Source organism: Xenorhabdus taiwanensis, from assembly GCF_036512875.1.
Taxonomy (GTDB): Bacteria; Pseudomonadota; Gammaproteobacteria; order Enterobacterales; family Enterobacteriaceae; genus Xenorhabdus; species Xenorhabdus taiwanensis.
On the sequence record NZ_AP028978.1, the window covers coordinates 237,099 to 258,139 of the forward strand.

Sequence of the window (21,041 nt, forward strand, 5' to 3'; positions counted from 1 at the left end):
AAACCGATTTTTCTTATTCAAACTAGAAGAATAAACAAGGATTGACGATGAACGATAAACTTGACCTGTCCCCTTTCCATTTCAATGCCGGCACCCTCATGCTGCCATCCAGCTGGCAGGATGCAAGCATTCTGGTGCTGAACAGCCCGGATGAAAAAAATGGCACCAGTTTCACCATCTCCCGCGATGACTTACCGTGGGGGCTGGCATTCAGTCAGTTTGCTGAGCGGGAAATGACCACAATTAGCAAGCAACTGAAAGATTATACAGCGATAGCCCATGAATCCGGTGAGCTGAACGGCTTTGAAACCGAGACCTTTGAGTTTCGCTGGCGCGCGCCGAATGGCGCTGTGCACCAACTGATGATGATGCTCAATACCCCAACGCAGGTGCTAATATTCACCGGCACCTGTCAGGGGGACATGACGCCAGCACAGCGGGAACAAATGCAGACCATGATGGCCACGTTCCAGCTACGCGGTGAGCAGAAAGATAACGCCTGACAGGGAGGTGTGACATGAGTGTTTCACAGAATGTGATTATGGGCGCAGCAGCGGCAGGGCGACCGTCTCCGTCACCTGTCGCAAACAATCATACAGTGCCTTCAAAAGGAGGCAAACCTACGCCAGTGCCGCCACGGACAGAAAAATCCACTTCTGACCGAGCGCTGGAGTTTTTACAAAGTGATACTTTCTCCGATGCCACGCTGGCGACCAGTGCTACCTATGCGGCGGCAACGGGCGCTGCTGTCCCTTTTGCGGTGGGATTAGCCGCAGGCACAGCAGGCGGGGCCGCGGGGATGTATGTCGGCGATAAAATCGGCCACGCTATTGCCAAAGGGATGGGCATGGGCACCGTGGCAACCGAAGGTGAAAACCCGGCCAGGGAAGGCGATGCCATTGCCCATCAGAACAAAAATGCCGGGTTGTGGGGAGCGCTGGGCGGGATTTTACTGGGAGCTGTCGCGGCAGTTGCGGTGGGCGCTCTGGTGGTTGCCACGGGCGGGGCGGCACTGGTTGTGGTTGCCGCTGCCGCTGCCGCCGGCGGGTTTGTTGGTGGAACCTGTGCCGGGATTGGCGCCGCTATAGGGCAATATGGCAGTAATAAAGGCACCATTGCGAAAGGATCCTCCAATGTATTCTTTGAGGGTAAACCGGTCGCGCGGAAAGGCGACCCGGTGGTGTGCAGTGACCATCCTCCCGGCGTGGTCGCTGAAGGCGCAAAGACCGTGTTTGCCAACGGTAAGCCAATTGCCCGATTGGGGCATCGCACCACCTGTGACGCTAATATCAACAGTGCCGCGGGATCGATTTCCATTACTCAGGAAACGGGAGAGGCACTCCCTATTTTGCAGGAAAGCAATAAAGCCTTGCAGTGGGCGGTGGTGATTGCCGGCTTATTGCCCTTACCACGCAATAAAAAAGGGGTCACTCAATCGGATAAGCCGAAAAAATCGACCCAGAAACAAAGTAAAAAACCGAACGAAAACGATAACTGTGGTGACCCGGTCGATATGGCCACAGGCGATTTCCTGCAACAGTGGCCGATGCTCTCCCTGCCGGGCACCTTGCCCCTGTCATTAGTGCGTACCTATCGTTCAACTGAAAATTTTGCCGGCCTGTTCGGCCCTAAATGGTCAGATGACTGGTCGCAACAGTTAAGGCGAGCGGGGGAAGTGACGCATTTTACCGATGCAGATGGTGTTGTCTACACCTTCCATACGCCGGATGAAAACGTGTTTTCGGTTAACCTGCATGCCGGACATTATCTGCTGTTTGGCACTTTAACAGGTGGGTTGTACCTGTTTGATCGTCAGACGCAATTAACGCTGAGTTTTGAACAGCCGGCAGGCGATAAACGGTTATTGTCTGCGATCCGTGACCGTCACAATAACCAAATCACCTTCCATTATGATGATCCCTTTGGAGAGCAACAATACCGGCTGTCACAGGTGATCCATTCCGATGGTTATCGCTTATTACTGGACTACGACCAGAACCGGTTGGCTTCTATCGAGTACCTGACTGAAGAACTGCGCCAGACACTGGTCACCTGTCAGTACAACGCACAAAATTACCTGTCAGAATGCCATTCATTTCAGTTCAGTCACCTCTGGCACGAATATGATTCCTGTGGCTACATGACCCGCTGGCATGACACGGATTCGACTGATGTGTCGATGGGGTATGACAACCGGGGGCGGGTGGTCTCGGTCAATACCCCACAAGGCTACTGGCAGGATCGTTTTTTGTATGATGACGTCAACCAAGTCACTACCTATCTGGATGCAGAAGGCGGCTGTACCCGCTATTGGTACAATGAAGACGGCCAGATTACCCGCAAAGTTGACCCGCTGGGGCGGGAAACTGTGCTGGAATGGGATCTGAGCCATAAACTCTCAGAAACCGATCCCCTGGGCAGAAAAACACAGTTCGAATACACGCCTTACGGTGAACTGACCCAACTGACACTGCCTTCCGGTGAAATATTTGTCTATGACTATGATGAATACGGTCAACTGGTGCAGGCCAAACTGCCGGATGGCAAAACGTGGCTTTTTCACTACAGTGACCAGGGTGCACTGGATGCCGTGACCGACCCACAGGGGCGATTGGATGAGTACCGTTACAACCAGCATGGCGAAATCCTCAGACGGGTACTGCCGGATGGCACCCAGTGGCGTTATGAATATGAACAACACCGGCTTCATGGTGTTCTGGCGCCCAATGGTTATACCACCCGCTATGAACAGGATGGGCTGGGACGGCTGAGGAGTGTGACAGATGCGCTGGGGCAGCAAACCCGTTATCAGCACTGTGCATTCCATGCCAGTCCAGCCAACAGTGTCACTGAAATTGAATTACCGGATGGGGTAAAACAGCATATCGGCTATGATAGTGAGCGCAGGGTCACTGCGGTTACGGACGGTGAGGGAAATATCACCCGTTATACCTATGGTGCCTTTGATCTGCTGACCCGGCTAACCCGCCCGGATGGGACAGTCCTGCATTTTGGTTATGACCGCCTAATTCGTCTGAACAGCGTGACGATGGCAACCGGTGAAACGTATCGCTATGAGCGGGATTTAGCCGGACAAATTATCCGTGAAACCGATTTTACCGGACGCGCGATCGACTATACCTATGACCGGGCAGGCCGTCGAACCCTGACACGGTATCCCAACGGTCAGTTCATCCGTTTTTGTTACACTGCCAAAGACCAAATTCAGCGGCAGGAGTACTGGCAAACGGGAAAATTACTCTGTGAATTACAGGCCGTCACCGAATATACCTACGATGCTCAGGGCAGGATGATCTGTGCCACCTCAGCAGATGCGGTGGTGGAGTTTGACTATGACGAGTCAGGGAGAGTGATTGCGGAACGCCTGAACGGGCGTGAAATCACGCATGAATGGGATGATCTTAGTGATCTGCCGACAGCCGAAACCCTGGGCGGGGATACCCTTCATTTTGGTTATAACCGGATGGGGTGGTTAAACCATTTCCAGTTCAACCAACAGACTCCGCTGTCTTTACAGTATGACCCATTAGGGCAAGAAACCGTGCGGGAAAGTGCCCTCGGCTTTATTCTTGCCAGCCGTTACACCGCGACGGGATTGTTAGCACATCAGTCGGCCGGTCGGGCAACCGCCTTTTTCCGGGAAACCCTGCAACAAAACGATCCGCATTTTCCGCCACAGGCCACGGAGGTTAACCGGAGCTGGCAATATGACCGGGCATACAACCTCCGGGTGATTGATGATGGCCGCTGGGGACAAACCCGTTACCGTTACAATGTTAACGGTCAGATAACACAAACGCTGTACCAAGGTGCCCGTCCGTATGAAGAGCAGTTCAGTTATGATGTCAATGGCAACTTAAGCCAGCATCTGCCCGTGGATGCCCACGGTGCGATGGCTCAGATTACACAGCGCCAACAGGCGGGACGGGTGATACAGCGTGGCAATATCCGTTACCGTTATGACACCTGTGGGCGGCTTATCGAAAAAACTGAACAGCGTGACGGCTTCCGGCCACAGGTGTGGCGTTACCGCTGGGATGTGCTGAATCAGTTGACGCAGTGCGAAACGCCGGACGGCTCGCGCTGGCACTATCAATACGATGCGTTTGGCCGGCGTATCCGCAAGTTGAAAGTGCATGATGGTAAGCTGGCCGCAGCTAATCTCCAGCGCTGGCTGGATGGCAAACCAGACCTCAGTGTTAAACCCAGTGCTATTGTGGGACATGGCTATCTGTGGAGCGGGGATCAGCTGATTGAGGAAACACCGCTTTATGCGGATGGTACGCCAGTGGAAGATCAGCGCATCCGCTGGCTCTACGAACCGGGCAGACTGACGCCTTCGGCACGCTTTGAGCGGGGCAAACTGCACTACGCTATCAGCGACCATCAGGGCACCGTACGGGAATTGCTGGATGAGCAAGGCGAGATGGTCTGGGGTCAGCATCTGACCACCTGGGGCAAGGCTGAAAACCGGGGCGGCGTGCCATCTCATCACCCTGATCACCATGTCCAGTGTCACTTCCGGTTTATGGGGCAATATGAAGATACGGAATCGGGTTTATACTATAATCGGTTCCGGTATTATTCGCCGGAGACCGGGCAATATATCTCGCCAGACCCCATCGGGCTGCTGGGCGGGTTTAATCCGTATTCGTATGTGCATAATCCGGTCAACTTTGTTGATCCGTTTGGATTAGCTGGTGATGATTGTGGTAATGCGTTAGAGCAAGAAAGCAAACTAGCGAAGGAAGACCGAGCAAGAAGACATACATCAAGTTCAGCAAAGTACAAAAAACATACTCTCGCAAGAACTCAAGAAGAAGCTAAGGGGCTTTCTAGCAAAGGCGGAGCAGCTCAATATTGGGATGAGAGTATTGGGCATGGAAAAATAACAGGTGATCAAGCAACTAAATTTAGAAACAAAATAGAAAAAGAAGCCTTGCAAAAAGGTACATATTCCCCTCAATCAGGAGGTTCCGATTATTATATTTATGATTCTGGAAGAAATATTGGATATAACAATGGTAAACCCACTCAATATATGCGAGTTGAAGTAACAAATAGTACAAATGAATTTCATGGGCATCCTATTTCTGCTCAGGACTATAATGGTTATTTGAAAAAGGTTAAATGATGATTAATATTTTCCAGAAATACAACCCGTTAGAATGCTTTCATATTCCGGCAGGCTGGTTTACTATGAAAAACAACATGTATGATGTACCTCCAAGTATTTTAGCTGATATATCTAGTGAGGACGAACGTTTTTTAGTAGAAGACGCTTTCTTTCGTAATGATATATTTATCTCTAGAGCTAATTATCCATTATCTACAACTAAAGAGATTATAGCAGTAGTGTCAATACATGGCAGGCTGTTTGATTCAGAGGATTACAGTGGAAATTATTCTTGTTTTTATGATATTGATCTTTCTATCTTTTTTGGAAAGAAAGATAGTGAGGGAATATATATTGGTGAAAAGGTGGCAAATAATAGATTTGATGCTGCAAAAATAGCATCAAAATATATGTTTATTTTTTCCAATTATATAGCTCCGGCATTCAAACTTGGTAAGTTAAATAAAAATAGTGATTTTGAAGAGTTTATATCTATAGCTTGCTCCGATAAAAGTAAAATATAAAGTATCGCCCTAAAATAGAGATTAATAACCCATGAAATCAGCCGGAAAGATCCCCATGATCTTCCGGCTTTCTTCTTTTAAGAGCTGCTCAGTTTCTGCCCTTAGCGGCTTGTATAGTCGCCAAGCAGCTCCCGCATCTTGAGCTTAATTTCGCTGATTTGCTCTCGCTGGCGCTGGTATTGCTGTTTGAGGCTGTTAGTCTCGTCGCTGTCAGGGATCAGCACCAGACAGCCCTCCATAATCTTGACGGTGAGTGTGCCGCCAATATCAAAGCCTGCTGCCTTAAGCCACTGCCCCTTAAGATGGATTGCCGGCGGGGCACTGGCCTTGTCATTTTGCGGCACGTATCCCACGGTGTAATAACGTTCTGTTTTTACGGCTTTATTTACTGCACGGTTTTGCTTAGAATGCGCCTTAGCCATCATTAACTACCTCAAATAGTTGGTTGTGGTTAGCGATAACAACAGGTAGCCGCCTGCTGTTATCGCGCTAAATCATTCTATTACCTTAACTCTTCAACCACTTACGCGCCTGATACTTAATCACCATCCCTTCCAGCATCTCTCTAATGACGTTTTTTTCTTCTTCGGGAAACTCATTAATCGCTTCAAACAAGAAAAGAAACTCATTAGATGGTGTCCTTTCTCCTTCTTCAAAAAGTAACCTGTCAGCAGAAATAGAAAACGTTTTAGCTAACTTGCGTAGCGCTTCTGCGGAAGGTTCGGAAGTTCCGGCTTCATAGCGTTTAACCTGCTGGACATGAATGTTAGCAGCATCAGCTAATCCTTGCTGGGTCAATCCTTTTTGCTTCCGTAGTTGAATTAAACGGGCAGAGAAACTCATGTCAGAACTCCATGATAAAACAGAATCCATAATGTAAGTCCTCCGGTAATGCGCCCTTGACAATAGTTACATTATAGGTACTAATATAATACATGTAAAGAATCTTGACGGGTTTTTAAAGGAATAACGATATGGCTCGCATCCCCGACGCAGAATTACAGCACCTGAAAGCCGCCGTTCCCTTAGTCGCCATCATTGAGCAACAAGGTCGGCAGTTGTTTAAGCGTGGCAAAGACATGACCGTGCTGTGCCCGTTCCATGAGGAGAAAACGCCCTCAATGATCATTACCCCAGCGAAAAATCTCTACCACTGTTTTGGCTGTGATGCGGGCGGGTCGGTGCTGGACTGGGTCATGCACACCGAGGGTCTGAGCCTGCGCCATGCCGTGGAGCGCCTGCGTGCCGTGCTGGGGCACAATCCGGCGGTGGAGCCGCTGGTGCAGCCGGAAGAGCTGGCCGGTGATGCCATCGGGCAGCAGGTGTTGCTGTCACGGGTGGTTGCGTTTTATCACCATACGTTACTGAATGCGCCGGAGGCACAAGCGTACCTGTCCAAACGGCGGCTCAACCATCCTGAACTGGTCAGCCATTTTAAGCTGGGCTTTGCCAACCGAACGCTCGCTTACCGTCTGCCAGCCAGTAAATACAAGGCCGGGGCAGAGGTTCGCCGCCGTCTGCAAGCCATCGGCGTGCTGCGGGAGAACGGGCGGGAGCACCTGCGCGGCTCGCTGGTTGTGCCGGTGATGGATGCACAGGGGCAAATCCACGAACTGTACGGGCGCAAAATCGGCGACGACCTGCGCCAGTCCATCATCCGCCATCTGTACCTGCCGGGGGCACACAAAGGCGTCTGGAATGAAGCCGCGCTGGGTGCCTCCAAAACGCTTATCCTGTGTGAATCGCTGATTGATGCGATGTCGTTCTGGGTGACGGGGCAACGCAATGTGACGGCGGCCTATGGGGTGCATGGCGTCACAGCTGATCACTGGCAAGCCTTTGAACAGTACGGCATTAAGCAGGTGCTGATCGCTTTCGATAATGACAACGCCGGCAATGATGCCGCGGTCAAACTGGCGGCGGCACTGGCGACCAAAGGGATCACGCCCCTGCGCGTGGTGTTCCCGTCGGGCAGGGATGCGAACGAATATCTGTGCCAGGTGGCTGAGCCGGAAACTGCCTTTGCCCTGCTGCTTGACAGCGCCGTGCCGATGCAGGGTGTGGCGGATACGGTGGCACTTGGGCGCCAGACGCCTGAGCCGGACACCGCGCCAGCCCCCGCTTCCCCTTTAGCCGCTGACCCTGCGTCCGGTGTGATGCCAAATGTCGTCTGTGAGTCCGGTGAGCATGGCGAGCTGCGCGTGTCAGTCGGCACGCTGCAATGGTGCCTGCGCGGGCTGGGTGCGGTCAAAGCGGGATCGGTTGCCATGAAGCTCAATGCGCAGGTGCTGGACAGGCAAAGCGGCGTGTTGTTCGCCGACGGGGTTGATCTGATGAGCGGGCGCTCACGCAACAGTTACGCCCGGCTGGCTGCCGCTGAGCTGGGACTGGCCGAAGGCGACCTCCGGCGGGCACTGGGGCAGGTGTTACTGGCGGTCGAACAGTGGCAGCAGCAGCCCGCCAAAGGCACCGAACCCCGCGTACCTGAAATGGGGATCGCAGAGCGGGAAGCGGCACTGGCCTTGTTGCAAGATCCGTACCTGACGGCCCGTATCACCACTGACTTGGCGGCCTGCGGTGTGGTCGGCGAATCCACTAACTTGCTGGCCGGTTTTTTGGCGGCGGTGAGCCGAAAGTTACCCAAACCGTTAGCGGTACTTATCCAGAGCAGCAGCGCCGCCGGCAAATCCTCACTGATGGAGGCGGTGCTGAACCTGATCCCCGAGGAAGAGCGCATCCAGTACAGCGCCATGACCGGGCAAAGCCTGTTCTATCTGGGGGAAACCAATCTCCAGCACAAAATATTGGCTATCGCCGAAGAAGAAGGGGTGCGGCAGGCGGCCTATGCGTTGAAGTTGTTGCAGTCGGATGGTGAACTGACGATGGCCAGCACCGGCAAGGATGAGGCGACCGGCAACCTCGTCACCAAAAGCTATACCGTCAAAGGTCCGGTGATGCTGATGCTGACCACCACCGCCATTGATGTGGATGAAGAGCTGCTCAACCGCTGTCTGGTGCTGACGGTCAATGAATCCCGTGAACAGACGGAAGCCATCCATGCGTTGCAGCGCCAGAAGCAGACGCTCGAAGGCTTGCTGGCTGAGAACGAGCGGGACTATCTGATGCAGCTTCACCAGAACGCCCAGCGGCTGCTTAAGCCGTTGAATGTGGTCAATCCGTATGCGTCACAACTGACGTTCCTGTCAGACAAAACCCGCACGCGGCGAGACCATATGAAATACCTGACCCTCATTCAGAGCATAGCGTTGCTGCACCAGTACCAGCGGGAAATCAAAACGGCGGAGCATCGCGGGAAAACGCTGGAATACATCGAAGTGAGCAAAGACGATATCCGGCTCGCCAATCAGTTGGCGCATGAAATCTTAGGCCGGACACTGGACGAAATGCCGCCGCAGACGCGCAAGCTGTTATTGCTGATCCAGGGCTGGGTAAAAGAAAGCGGCCAGCCCCGCCACGAAATGCGGTTTACCCGCAAACAGTTGAGGGATGCGGTGCAGTGGGGTGATACCCAGCTTAAGGTGCATCTCTCACGGCTGGTCGAAATGGAATACCTGCTGTTGCACCGTCGTGGCCTGACGTTCGTCTATGAACTGCTGTTCGACGGGGCAGACAGCGATACCGCCCACCTGAGTGGCCTTATTGTTCCCTGAGCGGGCAGTATAACGTTATCCGGTCGGGGTTAAAGCCCAGTCGGTCGCCTGTCAGTCGGCTTGTTGTCGGCAGGTAGTCGGGATGGTTAAATCCCGGCAAAGGCAGATACAGCAAGGCTTCCCCTCAAAGTGGTCGGCATCAGCCAAAAAACACTGTTCCGCCCGTACAGCTCTCTTCGCTACCCATACAACAAAAAAGAAGGAACATCCGCATGACAAACCCACCTAATCCCCTGCACGCCACCTTACGGGCGCAACTGGACGCGTACCTCGATACGCTGGTCGCACAGGGAAAAAGCCCGCGCACACGGGAAAGCTACCGGGAACGGCTGTTACCGTTCGTGGACTGGTGCGGACAGCGCAGCGTGCAGTATCCGGCACAGGTGACGCTGGTATTACTGGAAAGCTGGCAGCGCTACCTGCGGGCTTACCGCAAGGCCGATGGCCAGCCTTACAGCCATAACGGCCAGCGTGAACGGTTAATCGCCCTGCGGCTGTGGTTCCGCTGGCTACTGCAACGGCATCACATCCTCTACAACCCGACCGAGCAGTTGGTGTTGCCGAAAGAAGAGAAGCGGTTGCCCGCCCAGATACTGAGTGAACGGGAAACCGTGCAGGTGCTGGACAGCCTTGACGACCAAAGTATCCTGGGGCTGCGCAACCGGGTGATGCTGGAAGTGCTGTGGAGCAGTGGCCTCCGGCGCATGGAGCTGCGCCAGCTCCGGCGGGGTGATATCGACTTCGAACGCGGGGCGGTTGTGGTTAATCAGGGCAAAGGCCATAAAGACCGGGTGGTGCCCATCGGCGCGCGGGCGCTGGGCTGGCTGACACGCTATCTGGTGCAGGTTCGGCCACAGTTGGCAGAAAGTCATGACAGCGGTTATCTGTTTATCTCGCAAAAGGGCAGGCCGCTCAGTCTGGGGCATCTGACCCAAATCGCCGGCAAGGCCATCCGCCATCAGGCGCAGCTAGACAAGCCGGGTGCCTGTCACCTGTTCCGGCATTCTATGGCGACGCAGATGCTGGACAATGGCGCGGATATCCGCCATATCCAGGCGATGCTGGGGCATGAGAAACTCAACACGACTCAGGTGTATACGCGGGTCGCCATCAAACAGCTCAGGCAGGTGCACAGCCAGACCCATCCGGCCGAGCGGGCAGATAACCAGCCGCCAAACGCTGACACCGAACCCCCGAAGAGCCGCCCATGCCCTGAATCCGCGGAAAGTAGCGTGCCAGACAGCCACCTCGGTGCCAGCGGACAGCGCCCCCGTCCCCGTTGAGTCTGCGGGGTTCCGTGCAGGGGCAGACCGTGGCCGGACTGCCCGGAGGCTGCGGTGCCGGCGGGGGTAAATGGGCAATGGTCAGCGGCGGCCACGGTGTCCCCAATCACTCAGTGCCGGCTGCCCAAAGCCCATTTAACATAATGCAGGGAGATTGTGCGAAATTCGCCGTTCCGCCCCGCCGTTCCGCCAACCCCCGAAGAGCGGCTCACATCGCACAATCTGCATTATGTCTGGCGCCCCCGCTGTCAGCATCGCGGGGGGCACCGCACAAGGCTGGCGCCTTCTGCTGTCAGCACCGGCGCCCATACCTGCCCAACACCGCGCCGAACCGGAACACCGTGCCACATCCGGCATCTCACCCGCACCTTCTTTAGCTGCCTTGAGTGGCTCAGGCCAACAACCCTGTAGGCAGGTCGGCCTACGGCCTCCGCTGTTTTACCTCCCCCGCCCCAACCCTGCTGCATTGTCTGCGCGCGGCTCGCAGTCGCTGCGCTCCTCGCTCGTTGCCGTGCTCGCCATCTCCGCCCCGTGCAGCCCCCTGAGGGGGCTTCCCTTGTAAACAGGGTGCGGTCATGCAAAACCGTGGCAAAGCCCAAAGCAACCGTGCACCCGAGCGTCGCAGGGCGCCGCTTGCGGACTCTGTGCCGCCCGCCCCCGCAGAACGGCCGCCCGCCGCCCGGCAAGCCGGGCAGCGTTCACCCGTTGCCGACAGTGAAAAACCGCACAAAATCAATCTGATTACCCCATCAACCAGAAAAAGGGGCGCTATACTGCACATCGGCGCAAGCGTCAAAACCGGCCAAAAGTGCACATCGGCATTTTAGGTTCGCGGGAATGGGCAAAACGGGTAAGGGAGGTTCTTTAACAAGATGATAATCAGGAAAAAATCACTTAAAAAAGTATAACCGCACCGGAACCTGCCCTAAGACCCCATCGGGCTGCTGGGCGGGTTTAATCCGTATTCGTATGTGCATAATCCGGTCAACTTTGTTGATCCGTTTGGATTAGCTGGTGATGATTGTGGTAATGCGTTAGAGCAAGAAAGCAAACTAGCGAAGGAAGACCGAGCAAGAAGACATACATCAAGTTCAGCAAAGTACAAAAAACATACTCTCGCAAGAACTCAAGAAGAAGCTAAGGGGCTTTCTAGCAAAGGCGGAGCAGCTCAATATTGGGATGAGAGTATTGGGCATGGAAAAATAACAGGTGATCAAGCAACTAAATTTAGAAACAAAATAGAAAAAGAAGCCTTGCAAAAAGGTACATATTCCCCTCAATCAGGAGGTTCCGATTATTATATTTATGATTCTGGAAGAAATATTGGATATAACAATGGTAAACCCACTCAATATATGCGAGTTGAAGTAACAAATAGTACAAATGAATTTCATGGGCATCCTATTTCTGCTCAGGACTATAATGGTTATTTGAAAAAGGTTAAATGATGATTAATATTTTCCAGAAATACAACCCGTTAGAATGCTTTCATATTCCGGCAGGCTGGTTTACTATGAAAAACAACATGTATGATGTACCTCCAAGTATTTTAGCTGATATATCTAGTGAGGACGAACGTTTTTTAGTAGAAGACGCTTTCTTTCGTAATGATATATTTATCTCTAGAGCTAATTATCCATTATCTACAACTAAAGAGATTATAGCAGTAGTGTCAATACATGGCAGGCTGTTTGATTCAGAGGATTACAGTGGAAATTATTCTTGTTTTTATGATATTGATCTTTCTATCTTTTTTGGAAAGAAAGATAGTGAGGGAATATATATTGGTGAAAAGGTGGCAAATAATAGATTTGATGCTGCAAAAATAGCATCAAAATATATGTTTATTTTTTCCAATTATATAGCTCCGGCATTCAAACTTGGTAAGTTAAATAAAAATAGTGATTTTGAAGAGTTTATATCTATAGCTTGCTCCGATAAAAGTAAAATATAAAGTATCGCCCTAAAATAGAGATTAATAACCCATGAAATCAGCCGGAAAGATCCCCATGATCTTCCGGCTTTCTTCTTTTAAGAGCTGCTCAGTTTCTGCCCTTAGCGGCTTGTATAGTCGCCAAGCAGCTCCCGCATCTTGAGCTTAATTTCGCTGATTTGCTCTCGCTGGCGCTGGTATTGCTGTTTGAGGCTGTTAGTCTCGTCGCTGTCAGGGATCAGCACCAGACAGCCCTCCATAATCTTGACGGTGAGTGTGCCGCCAATATCAAAGCCTGCTGCCTTAAGCCACTGCCCCTTAAGATGGATTGCCGGCGGGGCACTGGCCTTGTCATTTTGCGGCACGTATCCCACGGTGTAATAACGTTCTGTTTTTACGGCTTTATTTACTGCACGGTTTTGCTTAGAATGCGCCTTAGCCATCATTAACTACCTCAAATAGTTGGTTGTGGTTAGCGATAACAACAGGTAGCCGCCTGCTGTTATCGCGCTAAATCATTCTATTACCTTAACTCTTCAACCACTTACGCGCCTGATACTTAATCACCATCCCTTCCAGCATCTCTCTAATGACGTTTTTTTCTTCTTCGGGAAACTCATTAATCGCTTCAAACAAGAAAAGAAACTCATTAGATGGTGTCCTTTCTCCTTCTTCAAAAAGTAACCTGTCAGCAGAAATAGAAAACGTTTTAGCTAACTTGCGTAGCGCTTCTGCGGAAGGTTCGGAAGTTCCGGCTTCATAGCGTTTAACCTGCTGGACATGAATGTTAGCAGCATCAGCTAATCCTTGCTGGGTCAATCCTTTTTGCTTCCGTAGTTGAATTAAACGGGCAGAGAAACTCATGTCAGAACTCCATGATAAAACAGAATCCATAATGTAAGTCCTCCGGTAATGCGCCCTTGACAATAGTTACATTATAGGTACTAATATAATACATGTAAAGAATCTTGACGGGTTTTTAAAGGAATAACGATATGGCTCGCATCCCCGACGCAGAATTACAGCACCTGAAAGCCGCCGTTCCCTTAGTCGCCATCATTGAGCAACAAGGTCGGCAGTTGTTTAAGCGTGGCAAAGACATGACCGTGCTGTGCCCGTTCCATGAGGAGAAAACGCCCTCAATGATCATTACCCCAGCGAAAAATCTCTACCACTGTTTTGGCTGTGATGCGGGCGGGTCGGTGCTGGACTGGGTCATGCACACCGAGGGTCTGAGCCTGCGCCATGCCGTGGAGCGCCTGCGTGCCGTGCTGGGGCACAATCCGGCGGTGGAGCCGCTGGTGCAGCCGGAAGAGCTGGCCGGTGATGCCATCGGGCAGCAGGTGTTGCTGTCACGGGTGGTTGCGTTTTATCACCATACGTTACTGAATGCGCCGGAGGCACAAGCGTACCTGTCCAAACGGCGGCTCAACCATCCTGAACTGGTCAGCCATTTTAAGCTGGGCTTTGCCAACCGAACGCTCGCTTACCGTCTGCCAGCCAGTAAATACAAGGCCGGGGCAGAGGTTCGCCGCCGTCTGCAAGCCATCGGCGTGCTGCGGGAGAACGGGCGGGAGCACCTGCGCGGCTCGCTGGTTGTGCCGGTGATGGATGCACAGGGGCAAATCCACGAACTGTACGGGCGCAAAATCGGCGACGACCTGCGCCAGTCCATCATCCGCCATCTGTACCTGCCGGGGGCACACAAAGGCGTCTGGAATGAAGCCGCGCTGGGTGCCTCCAAAACGCTTATCCTGTGTGAATCGCTGATTGATGCGATGTCGTTCTGGGTGACGGGGCAACGCAATGTGACGGCGGCCTATGGGGTGCATGGCGTCACAGCTGATCACTGGCAAGCCTTTGAACAGTACGGCATTAAGCAGGTGCTGATCGCTTTCGATAATGACAACGCCGGCAATGATGCCGCGGTCAAACTGGCGGCGGCACTGGCGACCAAAGGGATCACGCCCCTGCGCGTGGTGTTCCCGTCGGGCAGGGATGCGAACGAATATCTGTGCCAGGTGGCTGAGCCGGAAACTGCCTTTGCCCTGCTGCTTGACAGCGCCGTGCCGATGCAGGGTGTGGCGGATACGGTGGCACTTGGGCGCCAGACGCCTGAGCCGGACACCGCGCCAGCCCCCGCTTCCCCTTTAGCCGCTGACCCTGCGTCCGGTGTGATGCCAAATGTCGTCTGTGAGTCCGGTGAGCATGGCGAGCTGCGCGTGTCAGTCGGCACGCTGCAATGGTGCCTGCGCGGGCTGGGTGCGGTCAAAGCGGGATCGGTTGCCATGAAGCTCAATGCGCAGGTGCTGGACAGGCAAAGCGGCGTGTTGTTCGCCGACGGGGTTGATCTGATGAGCGGGCGCTCACGCAACAGTTACGCCCGGCTGGCTGCCGCTGAGCTGGGACTGGCCGAAGGCGACCTCCGGCGGGCACTGGGGCAGGTGTTACTGGCGGTCGAACAGTGGCAGCAGCAGCCCGCCAAAGGCACCGAACCCCGCGTACCTGAAATGGGGATCGCAGAGCGGGAAGCGGCACTGGCCTTGTTGCAAGATCCGTACCTGACGGCCCGTATCACCACTGACTTGGCGGCCTGCGGTGTGGTCGGCGAATCCACTAACTTGCTGGCCGGTTTTTTGGCGGCGGTGAGCCGAAAGTTACCCAAACCGTTAGCGGTACTTATCCAGAGCAGCAGCGCCGCCGGCAAATCCTCACTGATGGAGGCGGTGCTGAACCTGATCCCCGAGGAAGAGCGCATCCAGTACAGCGCCATGACCGGGCAAAGCCTGTTCTATCTGGGGGAAACCAATCTCCAGCACAAAATATTGGCTATCGCCGAAGAAGAAGGGGTGCGGCAGGCGGCCTATGCGTTGAAGTTGTTGCAGTCGGATGGTGAACTGACGATGGCCAGCACCGGCAAGGATGAGGCGACCGGCAACCTCGTCACCAAAAGCTATACCGTCAAAGGTCCGGTGATGCTGATGCTGACCACCACCGCCATTGATGTGGATGAAGAGCTGCTCAACCGCTGTCTGGTGCTGACGGTCAATGAATCCCGTGAACAGACGGAAGCCATCCATGCGTTGCAGCGCCAGAAGCAGACGCTCGAAGGCTTGCTGGCTGAGAACGAGCGGGACTATCTGATGCAGCTTCACCAGAACGCCCAGCGGCTGCTTAAGCCGTTGAATGTGGTCAATCCGTATGCGTCACAACTGACGTTCCTGTCAGACAAAACCCGCACGCGGCGAGACCATATGAAATACCTGACCCTCATTCAGAGCATAGCGTTGCTGCACCAGTACCAGCGGGAAATCAAAACGGCGGAGCATCGCGGGAAAACGCTGGAATACATCGAAGTGAGCAAAGACGATATCCGGCTCGCCAATCAGTTGGCGCATGAAATCTTAGGCCGGACACTGGACGAAATGCCGCCGCAGACGCGCAAGCTGTTATTGCTGATCCAGGGCTGGGTAAAAGAAAGCGGCCAGCCCCGCCACGAAATGCGGTTTACCCGCAAACAGTTGAGGGATGCGGTGCAGTGGGGTGATACCCAGCTTAAGGTGCATCTCTCACGGCTGGTCGAAATGGAATACCTGCTGTTGCACCGTCGTGGCCTGACGTTCGTCTATGAACTGCTGTTCGACGGGGCAGACAGCGATACCGCCCACCTGAGTGGCCTTATTGTTCCCTGAGCGGGCAGTATAACGTTATCCGGTCGGGGTTAAAGCCCAGTCGGTCGCCTGTCAGTCGGCTTGTTGTCGGCAGGTAGTCGGGATGGTTAAATCCCGGCAAAGGCAGATACAGCAAGGCTTCCCCTCAAAGTGGTCGGCATCAGCCAAAAAACACTGTTCCGCCCGTACAGCTCTCTTCGCTACCCATACAACAAAAAAGAAGGAACATCCGCATGACAAACCCACCTAATCCCCTGCACGCCACCTTACGGGCGCAACTGGACGCGTACCTCGATACGCTGGTCGCACAGGGAAAAAGCCCGCGCACACGGGAAAGCTACCGGGAACGGCTGTTACCGTTCGTGGACTGGTGCGGACAGCGCAGCGTGCAGTATCCGGCACAGGTGACGCTGGTATTACTGGAAAGCTGGCAGCGCTACCTGCGGGCTTACCGCAAGGCCGATGGCCAGCCTTACAGCCATAACGGCCAGCGTGAACGGTTAATCGCCCTGCGGCTGTGGTTCCGCTGGCTACTGCAACGGCATCACATCCTCTACAACCCGACCGAGCAGTTGGTGTTGCCGAAAGAAGAGAAGCGGTTGCCCGCCCAGATACTGAGTGAACGGGAAACCGTGCAGGTGCTGGACAGCCTTGACGACCAAAGTATCCTGGGGCTGCGCAACCGGGTGATGCTGGAAGTGCTGTGGAGCAGTGGCCTCCGGCGCATGGAGCTGCGCCAGCTCCGGCGGGGTGATATCGACTTCGAACGCGGGGCGGTTGTGGTTAATCAGGGCAAAGGCCATAAAGACCGGGTGGTGCCCATCGGCGCGCGGGCGCTGGGCTGGCTGACACGCTATCTGGTGCAGGTTCGGCCACAGTTGGCAGAAAGTCATGACAGCGGTTATCTGTTTATCTCGCAAAAGGGCAGGCCGCTCAGTCTGGGGCATCTGACCCAAATCGCCGGCAAGGCCATCCGCCATCAGGCGCAGCTAGACAAGCCGGGTGCCTGTCACCTGTTCCGGCATTCTATGGCGACGCAGATGCTGGACAATGGCGCGGATATCCGCCATATCCAGGCGATGCTGGGGCATGAGAAACTCAACACGACTCAGGTGTATACGCGGGTCGCCATCAAACAGCTCAGGCAGGTGCACAGCCAGACCCATCCGGCCGAGCGGGCAGATAACCAGCCGCCAAACGCTGACACCGAACCCCCGAAGAGCCGCCCATGCCCTGAATCCGCGGAAAGTAGCGTGCCAGACAGCCACCTCGGTGCCAGCGGACAGCGCCCCCGTCCCCGTTGAGTCTGCGGGGTTCCGTGCAGGGGCAGACCGTGGCCGGACTGCCCGGAGGCTGCGGTGCCGGCGGGGGTAAATGGGCAATGGTCAGCGGCGGCCACGGTGTCCCCAATCACTCAGTGCCGGCTGCCCAAAGCCCATTTAACATAATGCAGGGAGATTGTGCGAAATTCGCCGTTCCGCCCCGCCGTTCCGCCAACCCCCGAAGAGCGGCTCACATCGCACAATCTGCATTATGTCTGGCGCCCCCGCTGTCAGCATCGCGGGGGGCACCGCACAAGGCTGGCGCCTTCTGCTGTCAGCACCGGCGCCCATACCTGCCCAACACCGCGCCGAACCGGAACACCGTGCCACATCCGGCATCTCACCCGCACCTTCTTTAGCTGCCTTGAGTGGCTCAGGCCAACAACCCTGTAGGCAGGTCGGCCTACGGCCTCCGCTGTTTTACCTCCCCCGCCCCAACCCTGCTGCATTGTCTGCGCGCGGCTCGCAGTCGCTGCGCTCCTCGCTCGTTGCCGTGCTCGCCATCTCCGCCCCGTGCAGCCCCCTGAGGGGGCTTCCCTTGTAAACAGGGTGCGGTCATGCAAAACCGTGGCAAAGCCCAAAGCAACCGTGCACCCGAGCGTCGCAGGGCGCCGCTTGCGGACTCTGTGCCGCCCGCCCCCGCAGAACGGCCGCCCGCCGCCCGGCAAGCCGGGCAGCGTTCACCCGTTGCCGACAGTGAAAAACCGCACAAAATCAATCTGATTACCCCATCAACCAGAAAAAGGGGCGCTATACTGCACATCGGCGCAAGCGTCAAAACCGGCCAAAAGTGCACATCGGCATTTTAGGTTCGCGGGAATGGGCAAAACGGGTAAGGGAGGTTCTTTAACAAGATGATAATCAGGAAAAAATCACTTAAAAAAGTATAACCGCACCGGAACCTGCCCTAAGACCCCATCGGGTTGATGGGTGGGGTGAATCCTTATGGGTATGTGCATAATCCTACAGGATGGGTGATCCGCTAGGGTTGACTGATTGTCCGGCAAGTCTTACTAGGGAACAAAGGCAGGCAAGGATCAATGAGCTTGCAGAGGCTAATGCACTCAGACGTTTACAAGAAATGGAAAGTATGAATCCTAGATCTCACTTCCTTGAGAGACATGGTGCCCAAACGTCTTTAGAATCCCAGCTTGGACGAGCAACTAATGGAGCGAATCCTACTACGGGAGTTCAGCAGCGTACACCGATGGCAGCAACTCGATTTGATAGTCATAGAGATCAATTAAATGCTATACAACGAGCACAAATTATTCAGAGACAATCAGGTGGCGCTGTGACTAAAGCTACAATTCCGTATGGAAGAAGAATCGGTGAAGGGTATAGCAAGACTGGCCCAACATATGGCACTTCGAGTACCGCAACAGTGATCTTAACTCCAAATGGGCAAACAATCACTGCATATCCTGTATGGGGGCGATAATGAATAAATTTGATTTAAAAACTAAAAATGAAATTTCTATATTAGTAGGTTTTCTTTCTGCTCTTGATGAGGAAGTTATCAGTGATAAAGATTATTTGTTAATTAACAATAAAAATGTTAATAATAAAGATGATCTACGTTCTGTTTCAGAAATTGTTCTCAAACCTTGGTTTTTAGAATATATACCAGCCAATAGAGATAAAGTGATTCAGTCTATTAACTTTATTATAAATGGAAAAGTTAATCTTGTTGATGTTGTTTTTTCTGAAATGAATTTTATTTTTGACTATGATATAGAAGATAAGTCTCTTTTTTTGACAGAAATAAAAGGTTTTCTTGAAGAATATGTCAGAGGTAATGACTAACTATTTGGATTTAAGCAATTGCATTGTTCATTAATAATAAGAAATAGTGTTTTTGGAGAGTTTATATCTATGGCTTATTTCGATAAAAATCAGATATAAAATATCGTTGAAATCAGCCGGAAAGATCTCCATGATCTTCCGGCTTTGTTCTTTTTTAAGAGCCGCTCAGTTCTTGCCCTTAGCGGCTTGTGTAATAGTTGAATCTGGAAAATTTCCGCAAAGTGCAATATATGTTCCTTATGAACATGTTCCGAAACATTTAGTCGCGGATATTTTAAAGAGAGCACCATCCAGATCTATAGATATTACGAAAAATAAAGATGGTACTGGCCTTGTTAAGACGATTGGCTGCAAAAATAGTTAGGAAATGATATGACAATACAATTAATACCAGAAAAAACAGAGTTTAGGATATCAACTACAGACCTTGAAACTGTTTATACAGAATCAAACGGGGTTAAGCTTAGGCTTGATGTTCAACATATTGATGATTTTAAGAATGATACATATCGTGATATAGAAATTCACTTTTTAGTTGTAGCTGAACTTAGGTGTATTACTATGAATTTTTTTGATATTAATCATCAAAATTACGCAATAGATGAGCAAGAGTTCACAATGGATTTGATTGATTTTTGGGTAAAATATGGGTATCACCCTGATCCAGGTTTTTACCAAGTAAATAACTCAGATATATTAATCAGTAAAAAATCATTATATGACCCTAGAAATAACCTTGATTTAAAACATTATTTAATTAATGGCTATGATAGTCATGTAGAAATAATTGCATCTAAATATGAATATCGATATTTATAAGTAGTAATTAAAGCCGGAAAGATCCCCACGATCTTCCGGCTTTGTTCTTTTTAAGAGCCGCTCAGTCCCTACCCTTAGCGGCTTGTGTAGTCGCCAAGCAGTTCCCGCATCTTGAGCTTAATCTCACTGAGCTGGTCTTGCTGGCGCTGGTACTGTTGTTTAATGGTGCGGGTGTCGTCGCTGTCAGGGATCAGTACCAGACAGCCATCCATGATTTTGACGGTGAGTGTGCCACCAATATCAAAGCCTGCTGCCTTAAGCCATCTTCCTGTTAAATTTATCGCGGGTCTGGGGTTCGGCCTGCCGTTTTGCGGCACGTATCCCACGGTGTAATAACGTTCTGTTTTTGCCGCTTTATTTACGGCACGGTTTTGCCTAGAATGCGCCTTAGCCATCATTAACTACCTCAAATAGTTGGTTGTGGTTAGCGTTTTGGTTGTGCTCCAACACAGCCAGAACGCGTTAAATCTCAGCGTGTTACATTAATTGCCTGTTTAATTTTCTCTTGTGTGATTGCCATGTCCAGAATGCGGCAAATCACATCCTGATCTTCTGCTTTTAACCCGTCAACTTGCTTACACAACTCTTTTAGTCTCTTGTTTTTAATATCAAAAACGGGAGCGATTGCACCTTCTTCACCCAGCAGTAAATGGTCAATACTGACTTCCAGTAACTGCGCCAGTTTAATGATGTAATCAAACTGGGGCTTAACCTGTCCCTGCTCCCAGCGTCCGACCATCCGGGGCTGGATATCTAGCAAATTCGCCAGTTCTATCTGTGTAAGCTGTCTGGCCTTGCGCAGTGTGGCAAGGCGTTTACCAAAATCAGTCATAAATGAACAAAGCCAGTTAATGTGTTTGTTCATCATGATAAGT

The 21,041-nt window shown here is 52.4% G+C and carries 17 protein-coding genes; 11 read left to right on the top strand and 6 right to left on the bottom strand.

All coding sequences use genetic code 11. The features are described 5' to 3' along the window. Window positions 1-47 precede the first annotated feature (47 nt). The 3 genes from ACE1SE_RS00980 (at window position 48) to ACE1SE_RS00990 (ending at window position 5,661) form a co-directional block, all read left to right on the top strand. The gene (locus ACE1SE_RS00980; RefSeq protein ID WP_374052282.1) at window positions 48-503 is read left to right on the top strand and encodes a DcrB-related protein; all 456 of its coding nucleotides are present in this window, start codon (window positions 48-50) and stop codon (window positions 501-503) included. 14 nt (window positions 504-517) lie between these two features. Then, window positions 518-5,155: an RHS repeat-associated core domain-containing protein gene (locus tag ACE1SE_RS00985; protein WP_374052283.1), complete on the top strand. Its 4,638-nt coding sequence runs from the start codon at window positions 518-520 to the stop codon at window positions 5,153-5,155. Window positions 5,156-5,220: 65 nt separating this feature from the next. Then, the gene (locus ACE1SE_RS00990) at window positions 5,221-5,661 is read left to right on the top strand and encodes a hypothetical protein (protein WP_374051250.1); all 441 of its coding nucleotides are present in this window, start codon (window positions 5,221-5,223) and stop codon (window positions 5,659-5,661) included. Window positions 5,662-5,762: 101 nt separating this feature from the next. Here the strand turns inward: ACE1SE_RS00990 and ACE1SE_RS00995 are convergent, their stop codons facing one another. After that, on the bottom strand, window positions 5,763-6,083 hold the full coding sequence (locus ACE1SE_RS00995; protein WP_374053553.1) for a SymE family type I addiction module toxin: 321 nt from the start codon (window positions 6,081-6,083) through the stop codon (window positions 5,763-5,765). Between the two features lie 85 nt (window positions 6,084-6,168). Next, entirely contained in the window at window positions 6,169-6,504 is a 336-nt protein-coding gene (locus ACE1SE_RS01000; protein WP_374053554.1) for a helix-turn-helix domain-containing protein, read from the bottom strand. A 131-nt stretch (window positions 6,505-6,635) separates the two neighbouring features. Here ACE1SE_RS01000 and ACE1SE_RS01005 point away from each other — a divergent pair, with 131 nt between their 5' ends. The 4 genes from ACE1SE_RS01005 (at window position 6,636) to ACE1SE_RS01020 (ending at window position 12,569) form a co-directional block, all read left to right on the top strand. Next, complete coding sequence (locus ACE1SE_RS01005; protein ID WP_374051249.1) at window positions 6,636-9,332, top strand: CHC2 zinc finger domain-containing protein; 2,697 nt, start codon at window positions 6,636-6,638, stop codon at window positions 9,330-9,332. A 212-nt stretch (window positions 9,333-9,544) separates the two neighbouring features. Beyond that, on the top strand, window positions 9,545-10,615 hold the full coding sequence (xerC, locus tag ACE1SE_RS01010; protein WP_374051248.1) for a site-specific tyrosine recombinase XerC: 1,071 nt from the start codon (window positions 9,545-9,547) through the stop codon (window positions 10,613-10,615). Between the two features lie 971 nt (window positions 10,616-11,586). Next, window positions 11,587-12,063: a hypothetical protein gene (locus ACE1SE_RS01015; protein ID WP_374052284.1), complete on the top strand. Its 477-nt coding sequence runs from the start codon at window positions 11,587-11,589 to the stop codon at window positions 12,061-12,063. A 65-nt stretch (window positions 12,064-12,128) separates the two neighbouring features. Further along, on the top strand, window positions 12,129-12,569 hold the full coding sequence (locus ACE1SE_RS01020) for a hypothetical protein (RefSeq protein WP_374051250.1): 441 nt from the start codon (window positions 12,129-12,131) through the stop codon (window positions 12,567-12,569). Window positions 12,570-12,670: 101 nt separating this feature from the next. Here the strand turns inward: ACE1SE_RS01020 and ACE1SE_RS01025 are convergent, their stop codons facing one another. Continuing rightward, complete coding sequence (locus ACE1SE_RS01025) at window positions 12,671-12,991, bottom strand: SymE family type I addiction module toxin (RefSeq protein ID WP_374053553.1); 321 nt, start codon at window positions 12,989-12,991, stop codon at window positions 12,671-12,673. An 85-nt stretch (window positions 12,992-13,076) separates the two neighbouring features. Beyond that, on the bottom strand, window positions 13,077-13,412 hold the full coding sequence (locus ACE1SE_RS01030; protein WP_374053554.1) for a helix-turn-helix domain-containing protein: 336 nt from the start codon (window positions 13,410-13,412) through the stop codon (window positions 13,077-13,079). Between the two features lie 131 nt (window positions 13,413-13,543). Between ACE1SE_RS01030 and ACE1SE_RS01035 the strand changes: the two genes are divergently transcribed. The 4 genes from ACE1SE_RS01035 (at window position 13,544) to ACE1SE_RS01055 (ending at window position 20,166) form a co-directional block, all read left to right on the top strand. Continuing rightward, complete coding sequence (locus ACE1SE_RS01035; RefSeq protein WP_374051249.1) at window positions 13,544-16,240, top strand: CHC2 zinc finger domain-containing protein; 2,697 nt, start codon at window positions 13,544-13,546, stop codon at window positions 16,238-16,240. A gap of 212 nt (window positions 16,241-16,452) precedes the next feature. Then, on the top strand, window positions 16,453-17,523 hold the full coding sequence (xerC, locus tag ACE1SE_RS01040; protein WP_374051248.1) for a site-specific tyrosine recombinase XerC: 1,071 nt from the start codon (window positions 16,453-16,455) through the stop codon (window positions 17,521-17,523). A gap of 1,458 nt (window positions 17,524-18,981) precedes the next feature. Beyond that, entirely contained in the window at window positions 18,982-19,347 is a 366-nt protein-coding gene (locus ACE1SE_RS01050) for a hypothetical protein (RefSeq protein ID WP_036841354.1), read from the top strand. Window positions 19,348-19,719: 372 nt separating this feature from the next. Continuing rightward, entirely contained in the window at window positions 19,720-20,166 is a 447-nt protein-coding gene (locus ACE1SE_RS01055) for a hypothetical protein (RefSeq protein ID WP_374052285.1), read from the top strand. Window positions 20,167-20,240: 74 nt separating this feature from the next. On the opposite strand, the gene ACE1SE_RS01060 is transcribed toward ACE1SE_RS01055, so the two are convergent. Both ACE1SE_RS01060 and ACE1SE_RS01065 read right to left on the bottom strand, forming a co-directional pair. Then, entirely contained in the window at window positions 20,241-20,561 is a 321-nt protein-coding gene (locus tag ACE1SE_RS01060) for a SymE family type I addiction module toxin (protein ID WP_374053555.1), read from the bottom strand. A 74-nt stretch (window positions 20,562-20,635) separates the two neighbouring features. Continuing rightward, complete coding sequence (locus tag ACE1SE_RS01065) at window positions 20,636-21,034, bottom strand: helix-turn-helix domain-containing protein (RefSeq protein ID WP_099118142.1); 399 nt, start codon at window positions 21,032-21,034, stop codon at window positions 20,636-20,638. Between the last annotated feature and the right edge of the window lie 7 nt (window positions 21,035-21,041).